Raw genomic sequence first — 14,860 nt, forward strand, 5'->3', positions numbered from 1 at the left:
ATTATAACCCTAATTTTAAATATAGATATACAAATATACAACTCATTCCAGCAAGCATAAATACTGCATAGAATCGTACATTTGCATTTTGTATTAATGCTACTTTTCTTCCAATAGCCACAAATCCAACTGAACACTTCATAATAAATGCATCAATAATTTTTGCATCTAAAACTTTATCAATAAAACAAGATATCGCTTTTGAACTTCTTACAAAAACAAAATCATAAAGTTCATCAACATAAAGTTTTCTTCCAACAAAACCAACCTCAAGCTCAGGTTTTTCTAAATCATAATTTGCATATTTTTTGTATGCAATGAATATTCCTAAAGCTGCTACAATAACAGATAGTGCCATTAAAATATACTCAGTGCTATGAGACAGAGTGATTGTTTTTGAGTTTAAGCTTCCTAACCAACTATCAACCATATGACTTCCTCCAAATATAGAAGGAAGATTTAAGAATCCAGCTCCAATAGCTCCAATAGCTAAAACTAAAAGTGGAAAAGTAATAGTTCTACTTGTATAAACATACTCTTTATCATGTCCATTTGGAGTAACAAAAACTATAAAATATAGTCTAAACATATAAAATGCAGTTAAAAATGCAGTAAATAGTGCTATTGCATAAATCACATAGTGTTCCTCTTGGAATGCAGCTGCTAAAATTGCATCTTTAGAGAAAAATCCTGAAAATGGTGGAATTCCTGAAATTGCAATAACCCCTACTAAAAATGTTGCAGAAATTATTGGTAAAATTGCTCTATGTTTAGCAATATTAAATATATTTTGTTCATGATGAAGAGCAATTATAACTCCACCAGCTCCCATGAATAGCATAGCTTTAAAGAATGCATGAGTGAAAACATGGAAAAGTCCACTTGAGTAAAACCCAAGTCCAACTGCTATAAACATATATCCTAATTGGCTCATAGTTGAGTATGCAAGGATTTTTTTAATATCAGTTTGTCTTGTAGCAATAATCGCTGCAAGAAGAGCTGAAAATGCTCCAATATACGCTATAAATGTTCCTATTTCTTCTATTCCACTATATAAGAAGTGAAATCTTGCAACCATATAAACCCCAGCAGTTACCATTGTTGCTGCGTGAATTAGTGCTGAAATTGGTGTTGGTCCTGCCATTGCATCTGGAAGCCATGTATAAAGAGGAATTTGAGCAGATTTCCCCATAGCTCCTACAAATAGTAAAAACCCAGCTAAAAGTAACCAACCATTTGTAGTATTTCCTAAATTTGCCTCAATAGATGAAAAAGAGAGATCAACTTGACCTAAAGCAAAAAATAGTGTAGCAACTCCTAGTAAAAATCCAAAATCTCCAACTCTGTTTACTATAAATGCTTTATTTGCAGCTTCAACATTTTCTTTACTTCCATAATAGAATTTAATTAAAAGATATGAACAAACTCCAACTCCTTCCCATCCTATAAATAAAATTACTGGATTATCTGCAAGAACTAGAATAAGCATTGATGCTAAAAAAAGATTAAAATAGGCAAAGAATTTACCAAATCCCTCATCACCTTTCATATATCCAACAGCATAGATATGAATTAACCATCCAACAAATGTAACAAACATTGACATAAAAATAGATAGATTATCCCCTAAAAATGCCATATCAACATTTAAGTTTTCTACATTTAACCATGTAAATAGGTGTTGTTTAAAAATAATTTTCTCTTCAAGCATTCTTAAAAATAGGCTAAGAGTGATTAAAAAAGCAATTAAAGGAGTTAATGTTCCAATTATTGCAAAATAGTTTTGTGAAATTTTTTGTTTTTTAATATTATAGAAATATAAACCACCATTTAAAATAGCTCCTAACAAAGGAGATAAAATTATCCAAATTAAAAGATTTGTACTCATCTTTTTTCTCCTTGTGATAGAGATGTAAATAGATCTGTATCTAAAGATTTTTTAGATCTAAATAGCAATATTACTATTGACAAAAATATAGCAGCTTCAGCTGCAGCAATAGAGATAACCATAATAGAGATAATTTGTGGTTCAATATTAAAATGGTATCTTGCAAATGTTACTAAAAATAGATTTACTCCATTTAGCATAAGCTCAAGAGACATATAAATTACAAATATATTTCTTCTTGCAATTACTCCAATAGCACCTATTGAGAATAAAATCATAGATACAAAGGCATAAGAACTAAGTGTTATCATCTTTTAATCCTCCTTTGAAGTTATTTTAGTTTTTCTTCTTTTTGCAAGAACAACAGAGCCTACAAGTGCAATTAGAAGTAAAATTGAGATTAACTCAAATGCAATAATCCACTCATTATAAAGTATCAATCCAACAGGTTTTATAGTTCCAAAATCACTCTCTATAGGAGTCAAATCTTTATTTGGAAGATTTGAAACTGCTTTTAGAACCAATATATTTAGAGGTATCATTAAAATAGCACCAAAACCAATAAGCATAAACTTTTTTGGCTCTTTTGGTAAATCTTCTTCTTTGATATTTAAGAACATCAAAATAAATAGAATTAAAGCCATAATAGCACCAGCATAAACGATAATTTGAACCATAAATAACAAAGTTGCATTTAAAAGTGCAAACATTCCAGCAACACTTAGCATGGTAATTAAAAGCCCCAATGCGCTAAACATTGGACTTCTGTAAACCAACATAGCAATAGCACCAGTAATTGCAAAAAATGCTAAAGCAATAAATAGTATATCAGCCATTATTCAAAATCCTTTGATCTCTCATTTTTCATAAGAGCTTTTTTATCTAATACAAACTCTTCTCTAGTCCCTGCTGTAAATGAGAAAATTCCTGTATCCATTCGTATTGCATCACATGGACAAGCTTCTACACAGTATCCACAAAATACACACTCAAGAAGGTCTATTTTAAACTCTTTTGGTCTTTTTTCATCAACACCATCAAATCTCTCTTCGGCTTCAATAAAGATACATTCAGCTGGACATGCAGTTGCACACATAAAACAAGCAACACATTTTTCTGTTCCATCATCATGTTTTGTTAATCTATGAACACCTCTATACCTTTCAGTTATATCCGTTGGTTGAACTTCTGGATATTGTAAAGTAGGTAAACCCTCAACATCTTTTAAGTTTTTAAAAAAGTGTTTAAAAGTTGTCTTCATACCTCCAGCAATTGCTGGGATATATAATTTATCTTTAAATGAATTTCCATATCTTGGTACTATTTTTATTGCCATCTTAACTTCCTAATACAACAATAGTTGCTGTTATTACAATATTTAATAAAGCTAGTGGAATTAAAACTTTCCATCCTAGCATTTGTAGTTGGTCATATCTAATTCTTAAAACAGTCCATCTAACCCACATATATACAAAAGCCATCATAAAGAATTTAACCATAAAGGCTCCAATTTGAATAACTGCTGTTGCAATATTTACTCCATTTGTTCCTAAACCAGTTACTAAAAATGATACTAAAAGCCCAACTATCGCAATACAGATTGTCCAAAAAGCAATAGTTAAAATCTTTGTCTCTTTCTCTCTACTTGTATCATTCCCAACTCTTTTATTGTTTTTCTTCATCCATTTTGTAAATATAAATATTTTAATTGGAAGTAAAATAATTATTGCCAAAATAACATAATTTATATTTGATTGAATAGATGCTGTATCCATCCAAGGAATTTGATATCCACCAAAAAACAGAGTAACTATTAAAGCACTTGATGCACTCATAGCTGCATATTCACCAACTTGAAATAGTCCAAATTTCATAGCACTATACTCTGTATGATACCCTGCAACTATTTCACTTTCTCCTTCTGCTAAATCAAAAGGTGCTCTGTTTGTCTCAGCAAATGAACAAACTATAAAAATAATAGCAGCAAGAGGTTGAATAAATATTCCCCACATAGGGATAACTCCAAGATAAGTTCCTGTTTGAGCATTTACAATATCTGTTAAGTGAATAGAACCATAAGAGATAATCATAGAGATAATAGATAATCCCATAGCAGCTTCATATGATATTACTTGAGCAGATGCTCTAATTGAACCTAAAAGACCATATTTACTTTGTGATGAGTAACCACCCAAAATAATTCCATATACACTAAGTCCAGCAAATGCCAAAAACCACATAATTCCAAGGTGATTTGGAATGGCTTGCATTGTATGCGCTTTTCCATCAATTACTAAAACATCAGCATATGGAATAACAGCAAAAGTTAAAAAAGAGCATAAAAAAACAATAGCAGGAGCAATTGTAAAGAAAAACTTATGTTTTATATGAGAAGGTGTAAAATCTTCTTTAAAGATAAGTTTTAGCATATCAGCAACTGCTTGAACAAGACCACCTAGTCTTATAACTCCAATGCTACATCTATTTGGACCACTTCTATCTTGAATAAATCCAGCAATTCTTCTCTCCCACCAAACCCAAAGTGGTGTTAGCCCAACGGCAAGAACCACTGATAAGGCAATATTTACAATAATTATAATTGTAGTACTCATATAGTTCCTTTTTCAATCATAGATTTTATGTTTTCTATAATTGTTGTAATTGTAGGCATTGGAATATCTTTATCCAATTTTGATACAACTTTTTGTCTTATTCCATCACAGTTTATGTATGAACCACTTTTTTCATAAAATGAGGCAACAGGAAGGGCAATGTGCGAATTTCCTACACTTAAACAATGGTGAGAGAATAAAGAGATAAGTTTTTTATTTTCAAGTAAATTTAACTTATCTTCAAAATAGCTATTTTCTAAAACAAAAACAGTTTTTGCATCATTTAAAGCCTTTTCAAAAAACTCTTTAGACTCATCTATTTCAAGCTCTTTAAAAGATGCTCTATTAGCAGTTCTATCAGCTTTTTTTAACCAATCATCAGCAAATGCTTCATCATAACTATTTGGCGAATAACCACTTAGTTTTATATTTAATTTATTTGCTAGAGCTTTTACATTTATCATCTCTTCATATGATAGATTAGGACTTAAAAGTATTAGTTTAGTATCTTCACTTGAAAGCTCTTTAAAGATATTAATAATAGCATTTGAAATATTTGTCTCGTTTTTATCAATTAGGGCTGTTGTAAATCTATTTTTTGCATCATTTTCATAAGACAATCTTCCATAATCACACATAAACCAACCATTTACTGCTCTATTTGTTCTAGGTCTAAATCTATATATAATATCGTCTTTATATTTCTCTTTTCTATGATCTACATTTATATTACACCCTTTTGAACAACCATTACAAATAGCTTCAAAACTTTGTAAAAACCAAACTCTTTGCTTAAATCTAAACTCTTTACTTGTTAATGCTCCAACAGGACATAAATCAACAACATTCATAGCATATGGATTGTCTAATGGTCGTCCTGGGAATGTTCCAATTACTGAGTGGTCTGTTCTATCAATTACACCTAGCTCTGCAGTTTTTGTAATATCTTTACAAAATCTTACACATCTAAGACAAAGTACGCATCTCTCTTGATCTAGCATAACATTTGAACCTAAATCAACTCTTTTTCTTGCATTATTTTTGTTATCAATATTTACTCTTGAAGCATAAAAACCTGATTCCATATAGTAATCTTGTAGTTTACACTCACCAGCTTGATCACATGTAGGACAATCTATAGGGTGATTTATAAGTTCTAGTTCTAAAATATCTTTTCGAACATTTTCTATTTTTTCACCTTTTGTTCTTATAATCATACCATCTTTAATTGGTGTATCACATGCGATTTGAGGTCTTTTCTGACCTTCAATCTCAACCATACACATTCTACAATTTCCATCTTTTCCCAACGCTTGATGATAACAAAAGTGAGGGATATGGATTTTCTCATCCAATAATTTATCAATTAACAAGCTACCTTTAGTAGCTTGAAATTGAACTCCATTAATTGTTATACTAACTTGATCAGCCATAAATTCATATCCCCTTATTATTTTATTTACCTGTATATAATTGTCTTGGTCTAGCAATTTTATGTTTTGGATCTCTTTTGAACTCTGCCCATTGAGCAATCCATCCTGGTGTTCTTCCAATAACAAAAATAGGTGTAAACATCTCTACTGGAATTTTAAGTGCTGTTAAGATAACTCCTGAATAGAAGTCAATATTTGGATATAGTCCTCTTTCTTTAAAGTAATCATCTTTTAGAGCAGCTTCTTCAACAGCAGTTGCAATATCAATTAATTTTGAATCAAGGTTTAATTTTTCTCTTAATTGACCTTGTAAATCTCTTAAAGTATCAGCTCTTGGATCTCTATTTTTATAAACTCTATGGCCAAATCCCATAAGTCTAAATGGATCATTTTTATCTTTAGCTTTTGCAATAAAGCTTGGTACATTTTTAACATCACCAATCATTCTTAATTGATCCATAACTTTCTCATTTGCTCCACCGTGAGCCGCTCCCCAAAGTGCTGAAATTCCTGAAGCAATTGCTACATAAGGGTGAGCTTCAGTCGAACCAACATTTCTAACTGTTGTTGTAGAAGCATTTTGTTCATGATCTGCATGAAGAGTTAAAATAGCATCAAGTGCATCAACTTCAATTTGAGTAATCTCTTGATTTTTACCATTTCCTAAATACTTCATTTTTCCACCTGGATATGCTCTTAACATATATAAGAAGTTTTCTGTGAAGTATCTATTAATATCTGGATATATCATAGGTGTTCCAATTGAGTTTCTATATGCCATAGCTGCAATTGTAGGCATTTTAGCCATAATTCTATTTTGCATTGTTCTATACTCATCTTCATCTTCTAAATGTAAATGATCCTTATAAAATGCAGATAGTGCCATAGTTGAAGCTGCCATTGTTGCCATTGGATGAGCTTTATCAGGTAGAGCATCAAATAGTCTAATAATTCCTTCATCAACAAAAGATCTATGTCTTATTTCTAAATCAAGATTTTTTGATTCATCTTTAGTTGGAAGTCTTCCGTTCATAAGTAAGAAAGATACATCTAAAAATGAGTGTTTACCAGCTAAATCAGCTATATCATAACCTCTATATTTAAGCTCCGAGTTTTCGCCATCAATAAATGTAATTTTTGATTCACAAGCAGCAGTTGAAGTATATCCAGGGTCAAATGTAAACATTCCTGAATCTTTATAAAAAGTAGAAATATCTACAACACTTGGTCCTCTTGTACCATCTACAATATTGTACTCATAAGATTTACCATTTCTATTGTCAGTAAAAGTCATCGTATTCTTTGCCATTTTGTTCTCCTTATTTTAATTTTAAAATTAATCTATACTTTTTTGATATAAGCGTCAAATTCACTTCTAAATTTCTTTACAATACTTGCAATAATGTCTTTAACAGCAGGTGCGAAAACACAAACTGTTTTTCCATTCATAGTTTCGCAAACATCAAGTATTGTTTGTAAATCATTTGAAGAGCCACAACCCTCTATAATATCTCTTATAATTTTATCAATCCAACCACAACCTTCTCTACAAGGTGTACATTGACCACACGATTCATGATGATAAAATTCAATAATATTTTTTGCAACTTCAACCATACATGCACTATCATCAATTACAATCATACCTCCTGTACCTAAAGTTGAACCTATATCCCACATTGACTCATAATCTAATACTGCTTTTTCTACTTCATCAGCTGTTAGTATTGGACATGAAGTTCCACCTGGAATGATAGCTTTTAACTTTTTACCATCAAGCATTCCACCACCAACTTCATTTAAGAAGTCAATCATTTTGTTACCATATTGAAGTTCATAAACTCCTGGGTTTTTAACAGGTCCTGAAATAGCAAAAAGCATAGTTCCTGGTGATTTTTCTGTTCCATATTTTGTATAACCTTCAGAGCCATTTTCTACAATATTTGGTACAGATGAGATAGTTTCAACATTGTTTACAGTTGCTGGATCTCCATAAAACCATTCACACTCTTTTCCATGTGGTTTTAATCTAGGATGTCCTCTTTTCCCTTCTATTGACTCTATAAGTGCAGATTTTTCTCCACAAATATAGGCTCCTCCACCTCTATGAACAGTAATATCAACTTTGAAATCATACTTATCCATAATTTTATCACCAATGATTTTTGCTTTATAAGCTTCTTGTATAGCTTCATTTAATCTATCTATAAAAAACTTATACTCTCCTCTTATATAAATATAAGCATGATTTGCTTGGATTGCCCAACAAGTACAAATAATACCTTCTATTAAAAGATGTGGGTCATATTGAAAAATCTGTCTATCTTTAAAAGTTCCAGGTTCACTCTCATCACCATTTACTATTAAATATCTAGGTCTTTCATCAACTGGTGGCATAAGTTCCCATTTAGGACCACAAGCGGCTCCACCACCACCTTTTCCTCTAAGCCCTGATTTTGTAACTTCAGCAGTAACCTCTTCAGGTTTCATAGTAAAAAGTTTATCTATAGAAGAGTATCTACCATTTGCAAGAGCAACTTCAAGTTTATGAGAATTTGGAATATCAAAATTTTTACTTACTATTTTAGTTATCATTTTTACACTCCCAAATTATTTTCTCTAGCTTCTCTTTTGTAAGTTTTTCATGATAAACATTATTTAGTGCAATCATTGGAGCGCCTCCACAAGCACCTTGACACTCAACTTCACTAAAAGTAAAAAGTCCATCAGCACTTGTTTGACCAGGTTCTAATCCTAAGCTCTCTTTTATATAAGCTTTAAGCTCTCTTGCACCCATTAGCATACATGAAACTGTTTTACATAGTTCAATATGATACTTACCTTTTGGTTTTAAATTAAACATTGTATAAAAGGTTGCAACCTCATATACTTGCATTGGGCTTTTTTCTACTTTACTAGCTACATAAACCATAGCTTCTGGACTTACCCAACCTTCTTGTTCTTGTACTAACCATAAAGCTGGTAGCATACAAGAGTCGATTTTTGGATATCTTGAAGCATACTCTTGAAATTTTGCTTCATTTTCTGGTGTATATTTAAAACTACTCATTATCTATCAAACTCCCCAGCAATAAAATTCAAACTAGCCATTGTAACAACGGCATCAGCTAACATTGTTCCTTCAACTATTTTTGAATAAGCAGCAAGTGAGTAAAAACAAGGTGGTCTACATTTTACTTTATAAGGTCTTCCACTTCCATCACTTACAATAAAAAATCCTAATTCACCATTCGTAGCTTCAGTTGAGCTGTAATACTCACCTTTAGGAACTAAAATTCCTTCAAAAGTAAGTTTAAATTGGTTCATTAATCCTTCAATATTTCCATAAACATCTTTTTTCAAAGGAAGCACTGCATTTGGTGCATATACATTTATTGCACCATCTGGCATATTTTTCATAGCTTGTCTTATTATTTTTATAGATTGAATAGACTCTTCAAATCTACACATCATTCTGTCATAAACATCTCCATGACTTCCAATAACTAGATCAAAATCAAAGTTTTCATATCCGTAGTATGGTTTATCTTTTCTTAAATCATGAGCAACTCCTGTTGCTCTTAAGTTTGGTCCAGAAATACCATTAGCAAGTGCAAAATCAGATTTTATAACTCCAATGTCTTGTGTTCTATCATGGAAAAGCTTATTATGAGCTATCAATGATAGTACATCTGAGATTGCTTTTTCAGATGTTTTTAGGACTTCTTCTAAATCTTTGTCAAAACCATCGTATAAATCAAACTCCAAACCACCAATTCTTGTATATGTATTTGTAAGTCTAGCTCCTGTAAGTTTTGATAATAGATCATAAGCTTGATCTCTTGCTCCAAATAGATACCAAAGGCTTGTAAGTCCACCTAAATCAACCATATTTGCTGCATTACAAACAAAGTGGTCAATTATACGGCTTAACTCACCAATTACTACTCTTATCATTTTGGCTCTAGGAGTTATCTCAATTTTCATCATATCTTCAATAGCTTTTGCCCAACCTATGTTGTTTAAAATAGCACTACAATAATTTAATCTATCAGTATATGGGATTACTTGAGAGTAAGTGTGATGTTCACAGGCTTTTTCAAAACCTCTATGTAAATATCCAATTTCAGTAACACAAGCAGCTATTGTCTCACCTTCAAGTGCTACAAAGTTTCTTATAGTTCCATGACTTGCAGGGTGAGATGGACCAACATTTAAAAGCATTAAATCTGCTATTTCATCATCAGAATAGTTTTTTGATTTAAGTAAAGGCATCATCTCATCCATTAAATCATCAGTCTCTGTACAAATTTGCCCTTTAGTGATTTTATAATCTTTTCTCAAAGGGTGCCCTTCAAACTGTTGATGATTTAAAACTCTTTTTAAGTTAGGATGATTTGTAAATAATACTCCATATTGATCATATGCTTCTCTTTCTGCCCAATTTGCAGATGGAAAAAGATCATAAACTGAATCAATACTTAAAGTTTCATCATTTACGAAGGCTTTTACAGTAGTCTCTTTTTTGAAATCAGAGCTTCTTAAAACATAAACAACAGCAAATCTACTAGGTGTTGAATCTGGAAATTTTAAATAATCAACTGCAGTCATATCTAAAAGAATTGTAAAATCTTCATCTTTTTTCAATTTTAAAAGAGTAGCTCTTAAATCTTTTGAATCAACTAATAAATCACATTTAAGCATCTAAAAATCCTTTATACTCTTTAACTCTATCTTTAATAATTGACTCATTTTTTGCTTTCTCTTGAATTCTCATAATTGCATCAAGAACAGCTTCTGGTCTTGGTGGGCAACCAGCAACATACTCATCAACTGGAATAATTTCATCAATTCCTTGAACAGTTGCATAGTTGTCATAAAATCCACCACTAGAGGCACATGCTCCCATAGAGATAACCCATTTTGGTTCACACATCTGCTCATAAATCTTTTTTAAAATTGGAGCTTGTTTATATGAGATAGTTCCAGCAACTATCAATAAATCTGCTTGTCTTGGAGAAAATCGTACAACTTCAGCTCCAAATCTTGAAACATCATATCTAGAAGCGGCAACAGCCATAAACTCAATACCACAACAAGCAGTTCCAAATGCCATAGGCCAAAGAGAGTATGACCTTCCCCAGTTAATAGCTGCATCTAACTTTGTAGTAAGAATGCTATCTCCTAAACTTGATTCAACTCCTAATCCCATGATAAAGCCTTTTTCTTATAGATATAAATTAATCCAATAAATAACAGTCCCATAAAGATAAACATCTTAAATAGTCCAGCAACTCCCAGATCAACAACATTTACAGCCCAAGGAAACATAAAAATCACTTCCACATCAAAAAGTAAAAATGAGATAGCAACCAAATAGAATTTTACAGAAAATCTATTGTTTGTTGTTCCAACAGGATTTGTAACCCCACTTTCATAGACATTGTTTTTCATAACAGAGTCTTTGTTTTGAGGACCAATAAATTTGGTAAGCATAAAAACAACTGCAAGAATTACGCCAATGGCAATAAATATAGCAGATGCTAAGATTAATTCAGCAGACATCTTTTTTCCTATCTTTTATAAAATATAATCAGAAGTTGATTGTACACAAATTTTTTAAACTAAACAATTTTATTGCACTTTTATAGCTAATTAAAAAAATAAGTGTGAATAAATGTAATACTTTCTAATCTTGACAAATTAACTATTGATGGAACAAGCCTTTTATAAGGCTTGTTTGAAATAAAGCTAAAATTTTATTTGCTACAAAAAGAAACATCAAGAGATATTAAAGAAGATAATGATAGAGTAAAATCTTATTAAACCTTAAGGAAAAATAATGAAAAGAGCGATAGAGCTTTTGAAAAAACACAATCTTTTAAAAATTATTGATGATGAGCTTGATATAAATCTTGAAATTCCACATGTTGCATATATTGAGGTTAAAGAGCCAAATTCAAAGGCTATTTTATTTACAAATGTAGTTGATAGAAAAAATGGTAAAAAATTTAAAGAGCCAGTTTTAATGAATGTTTTTTGTAATGAAAAAGCAGTTAAGCTATTTATTGGAGATGGAGATATTATTGGAGCCGAAATAGAGAGTTTACTTAAAATGAAGCCACCAGTTAGTTTCAGTGAAAAACTATCAACTTTAGGAAAATTATTCTCACTTAAAAATACAATTCCAAAAAAATTAAATAAAAAAGGTGTTTGCCAAGAAGTTGTAAAGCTAGGTAGTGATGCAAAACTTAGTGACCTGCCAGTAATTACAACTTGGGAAGAGGATGGTGGACCTTTTATTACAATGGGACAAGTTTATACTCAAAGTTTAAATGGAGAACTTAAAAATTTGGGAATGTATAGATTGCAAGTTTATGATGATAATACTCTTGGAATGCATTGGCAAATTCATAAAGACTCAAATCACTTTTTTCATGAGTATAAACAAGCTGGTAAAAAGATGCCTGTAAGTATAGGAATTGGTGGAGATCCTATGTATATTTGGTGTGGACAAGCTCCCCTTCCTATTGGAATTTTTGAACTTATGCTTTATGGATTTGTTAAAAATAGTCCTGCAAAATTGGTTAAATCTATTACAAATGATATTTGGGTTCCAGAAGATAATGATTATATAATAGAAGGCTTTGTAGATCCTAGTAAACTTAAGATTGAAGGTCCTTTTGGAGATCATACTGGTTATTACACTCTTGAAGAGGAGTTTCCTTTTATGGAAGTTAGTGCAATAACAAGTAAAAAAGAGCCAGTATTTTTAGCAACTGTTGTTGGAAAACCACCTTTAGAAGATAAATATATGGGATATGCAACAGAGAGGATATTTTTGCCACTTTTAAGAACAACAGCTCCTTCATTAATAGATTATTATATGCCAGAAAATGGTGTTTATCATAATCTTATTTTGGCAAAAATAGATAGTTTTTATCCAGCCCATGCTCAACAAATGATGCATGCATTTTGGGGAGTAGGGCAGATGAGTTTTGTAAAACATGCGATATTTGTAAATAGTGATGCACCAGCTCTTACAAATCATGATGAGATTACAAAATATATTTTAAATAGAGTAAATGTGGAAGATTTACTTGCAACTAAAGGAGCAGTTGATCATCTTGACCATACTGCTCCAAAGTTTGCAAGTGGTGGAAAACTGGGAGTTGATTGTACAGGAGAAGAGATAAAAGAGCTTGGAATTACACTTTTAAGTGATAGTGAACTCTTAGAAAAGATGCAAGAGATAAGTAAAGAGATAAAAGGCTTAAAACAGTACTATATAGATACAAAAAATCCAATTTGTGTAATAAGTGTGGATAAAACAAGAAGCCAAAAAGAGCTTTTTGAAGAGCTAAAACCACTATTTTCTCATATAAAAATTTTAATCATTGTAGACAACAGAGCAAATGATTTAGAAAATCCTTATATGCTAATTTGGAGAGTTACAAACAACTTTGACTCTACAAGAGATTTATATATTTCTGAAAACACTATTTGTCTTGATGGTACAAACAAAAGTACACTAGATGGCTTTTCTAGAAGATGGCCAGGAGATGTAAATTGTACTAAAAGTGTAATTGATAGTTTAATAGAGAGAAAAATTATAGATATAGATGAAGAGTTTATAAAAAAACACCAGTTATACTAAATAACTGGTCTATTTAATCTTAAAAAATATAAAGATGGCAGTACAAGCCCAAAAGTAATAGCAAAAAGTATAGAGAAAGATTTTAATCCATCGTGAATAAAAAGCTCTATAAGTTCTGGTTTTGCGCCATATCGGTTTATATCTATTAAAGTAACCATTGCACTAAATGCATAAGTCCCAGGTAAAACAGGAATTATAGAAGCTACGGTATAGACAGGTCTTGGAATTTTATACTTTCTTGACCAATAAAGAGCTACTATTCCAATAATTGCACTAGCCAAAAAAGTTGATATTTCTATTCCAAAATCTAAAGTTAAAAATATTGTTCTCAAATCATAAACTATGGCTCCTCCGAATGCACAATATTTTAACGTATGTTTTGGAACATTAAAAACCATAGCAAATCCAAGGGAAGCAAGACTAGCAAATATTGCTTCAACAAATAATTTTAATAAAAGTTCCATCTTAAGCCTTTATTCCCAAAATTGTAATGGCAAAAATAATACCAACTGATGTAGCTAGTGTTAAAATGATACCATCCATCCATCGACCCCAACCCATCATCATATAGCCCTTAAATGAGTCTAAAAATGAATTTACAAAAGCAAAACCAGGGGCAAGAAGTAAAACACTAGCGGCAAGGGCTATATTTGGAGTGGAGCTAAGACCATAAAGTTTTGATATTCCTGCAATAAATGTTGCAACAAAGGCGGTTATTCCAAAAGCTATAATCATAATAAATCTTTTTTTTGCTAACTCTTGTCTAGTAAACATAGCAACAGTAGAAGCACAAAAAGTGACTAATACGGCAATCATATCTCCGCCTTGTAAATAAGCAAAAGAGCTACAAGCTAAACCAACCATAAAAACAACCAACCAACGATTGTAATAGTTTGGTTCAATCTGTTTTAAAATTGTATATAAATATGAGATATCGTAGTTTACTTGAGACTCTTTTTTTTCCATTTTTAAAACTATATTTTGGATTTGGCAAACGATACTCATATTTATTGGCTTGTGGTGAACTCTTCTTGTAGTTGTAATAGATTGACCATTTTTAAGAGTTGTTAAAACTATTGCAGAAGGAATAAGTGATATTTCGACACTAGAAACACCTAAAACATTTCCTAGTCGTTGAGCAGTTTGCTCTATTAAAATACTTTCAGCTCCATATTCACTCATTAAAACGGCAGCTTTTATAATTCCTCTTGTGATAATTGATTGCTCTTCATAAGATAGTTTGTGCATTTTCTTTCTTTTTTCCTCAATT

At 31.3% G+C, this 14,860-nt stretch carries 15 protein-coding genes; 1 reads left to right on the top strand and 14 read right to left on the bottom strand.

Features of this window, described 5'->3' with window-relative positions; translation table 11 throughout:
- Position 1 precedes the first annotated feature (1 nt).
- The 12 genes from nuoL to ATR_RS01815 are packed head-to-tail and all read right to left on the bottom strand — an operon-like array spanning position 2 to position 11,498.
- Positions 2-1,888 (bottom strand): NADH-quinone oxidoreductase subunit L, encoded by a 1,887-nt coding sequence (gene nuoL / locus ATR_RS01760; protein ID WP_115427782.1) that lies wholly within the window; start codon positions 1,886-1,888, stop codon positions 2-4.
- The gene (gene nuoK / locus ATR_RS01765) at positions 1,885-2,199 is read right to left on the bottom strand and encodes an NADH-quinone oxidoreductase subunit NuoK (protein WP_115427783.1); all 315 of its coding nucleotides are present in this window, start codon (positions 2,197-2,199) and stop codon (positions 1,885-1,887) included. Before nuoK ends, nuoL begins: the two co-directional genes overlap by 4 nt.
- 3 nt (positions 2,200-2,202) lie before the next feature.
- On the bottom strand, positions 2,203-2,724 hold the full coding sequence (locus ATR_RS01770) for an NADH-quinone oxidoreductase subunit J family protein (protein ID WP_115427784.1): 522 nt from the start codon (positions 2,722-2,724) through the stop codon (positions 2,203-2,205).
- Positions 2,724-3,224: a NuoI/complex I 23 kDa subunit family protein gene (locus ATR_RS01775; protein ID WP_115427785.1), complete on the bottom strand. Its 501-nt coding sequence runs from the start codon at positions 3,222-3,224 to the stop codon at positions 2,724-2,726. Before ATR_RS01775 ends, ATR_RS01770 begins: the two co-directional genes overlap by 1 nt.
- A 1-nt stretch (position 3,225) precedes the next feature.
- The gene (locus ATR_RS01780; protein ID WP_115427786.1) at positions 3,226-4,500 is read right to left on the bottom strand and encodes a complex I subunit 1/NuoH family protein; all 1,275 of its coding nucleotides are present in this window, start codon (positions 4,498-4,500) and stop codon (positions 3,226-3,228) included.
- Positions 4,497-5,933 carry a 2Fe-2S iron-sulfur cluster-binding protein gene (locus tag ATR_RS01785; RefSeq protein WP_115427787.1) on the bottom strand — a complete coding sequence of 479 codons (1,437 nt, stop codon included), beginning with the start codon at positions 5,931-5,933 and terminating at the stop codon, positions 4,497-4,499. The genes ATR_RS01780 and ATR_RS01785 overlap by 4 nt, the downstream gene beginning before the upstream one ends.
- A 22-nt stretch (positions 5,934-5,955) precedes the next feature.
- On the bottom strand, positions 5,956-7,242 hold the full coding sequence (locus ATR_RS01790) for a citrate synthase (protein ID WP_115427788.1): 1,287 nt from the start codon (positions 7,240-7,242) through the stop codon (positions 5,956-5,958).
- Positions 7,243-7,274: 32 nt separating this feature from the next.
- Positions 7,275-8,528 (bottom strand): NADH-quinone oxidoreductase subunit NuoF, encoded by a 1,254-nt coding sequence (nuoF, locus tag ATR_RS01795; protein ID WP_115427789.1) that lies wholly within the window; start codon positions 8,526-8,528, stop codon positions 7,275-7,277.
- On the bottom strand, positions 8,518-9,003 hold the full coding sequence (locus tag ATR_RS01800) for an NADH-quinone oxidoreductase subunit NuoE family protein (RefSeq protein ID WP_115427790.1): 486 nt from the start codon (positions 9,001-9,003) through the stop codon (positions 8,518-8,520). The genes nuoF and ATR_RS01800 overlap by 11 nt, the downstream gene beginning before the upstream one ends.
- Positions 9,003-10,637, bottom strand: coding sequence for an NADH-quinone oxidoreductase subunit D (locus ATR_RS01805; RefSeq protein ID WP_115427791.1), 1,635 nt, complete (start codon positions 10,635-10,637; stop codon positions 9,003-9,005). The genes ATR_RS01800 and ATR_RS01805 overlap by 1 nt, the downstream gene beginning before the upstream one ends.
- A complete protein-coding gene (locus ATR_RS01810) occupies positions 10,630-11,145 on the bottom strand; it encodes an NADH-quinone oxidoreductase subunit B (protein WP_115427792.1) in 516 nt (171 codons plus the stop codon). Before ATR_RS01810 ends, ATR_RS01805 begins: the two co-directional genes overlap by 8 nt.
- Positions 11,136-11,498, bottom strand: coding sequence for an NADH-quinone oxidoreductase subunit A (locus ATR_RS01815; protein WP_115427793.1), 363 nt, complete (start codon positions 11,496-11,498; stop codon positions 11,136-11,138). The genes ATR_RS01810 and ATR_RS01815 overlap by 10 nt, the downstream gene beginning before the upstream one ends.
- Positions 11,499-11,775: 277 nt before the next feature.
- Between ATR_RS01815 and ATR_RS01820 the strand changes: the two genes are divergently transcribed.
- Positions 11,776-13,590 (top strand): menaquinone biosynthesis decarboxylase, encoded by a 1,815-nt coding sequence (locus tag ATR_RS01820; protein ID WP_115427794.1) that lies wholly within the window; start codon positions 11,776-11,778, stop codon positions 13,588-13,590.
- On the opposite strand, the gene ATR_RS01825 is transcribed toward ATR_RS01820, so the two are convergent.
- A complete protein-coding gene (locus ATR_RS01825) occupies positions 13,587-14,054 on the bottom strand; it encodes a threonine/serine exporter family protein (protein WP_115427795.1) in 468 nt (155 codons plus the stop codon). The genes ATR_RS01820 and ATR_RS01825 overlap by 4 nt on opposite strands.
- 1 nt (position 14,055) lies before the next feature.
- Positions 14,056-14,838: a threonine/serine exporter family protein gene (locus ATR_RS01830; RefSeq protein ID WP_115427796.1), complete on the bottom strand. Its 783-nt coding sequence runs from the start codon at positions 14,836-14,838 to the stop codon at positions 14,056-14,058.
- Positions 14,839-14,860: the final 22 nt, after the last annotated feature.

The organism is Aliarcobacter trophiarum LMG 25534, from assembly GCF_003355515.1.
GTDB classification, from domain to species: domain Bacteria; phylum Campylobacterota; class Campylobacteria; order Campylobacterales; family Arcobacteraceae; genus Aliarcobacter; species Aliarcobacter trophiarum.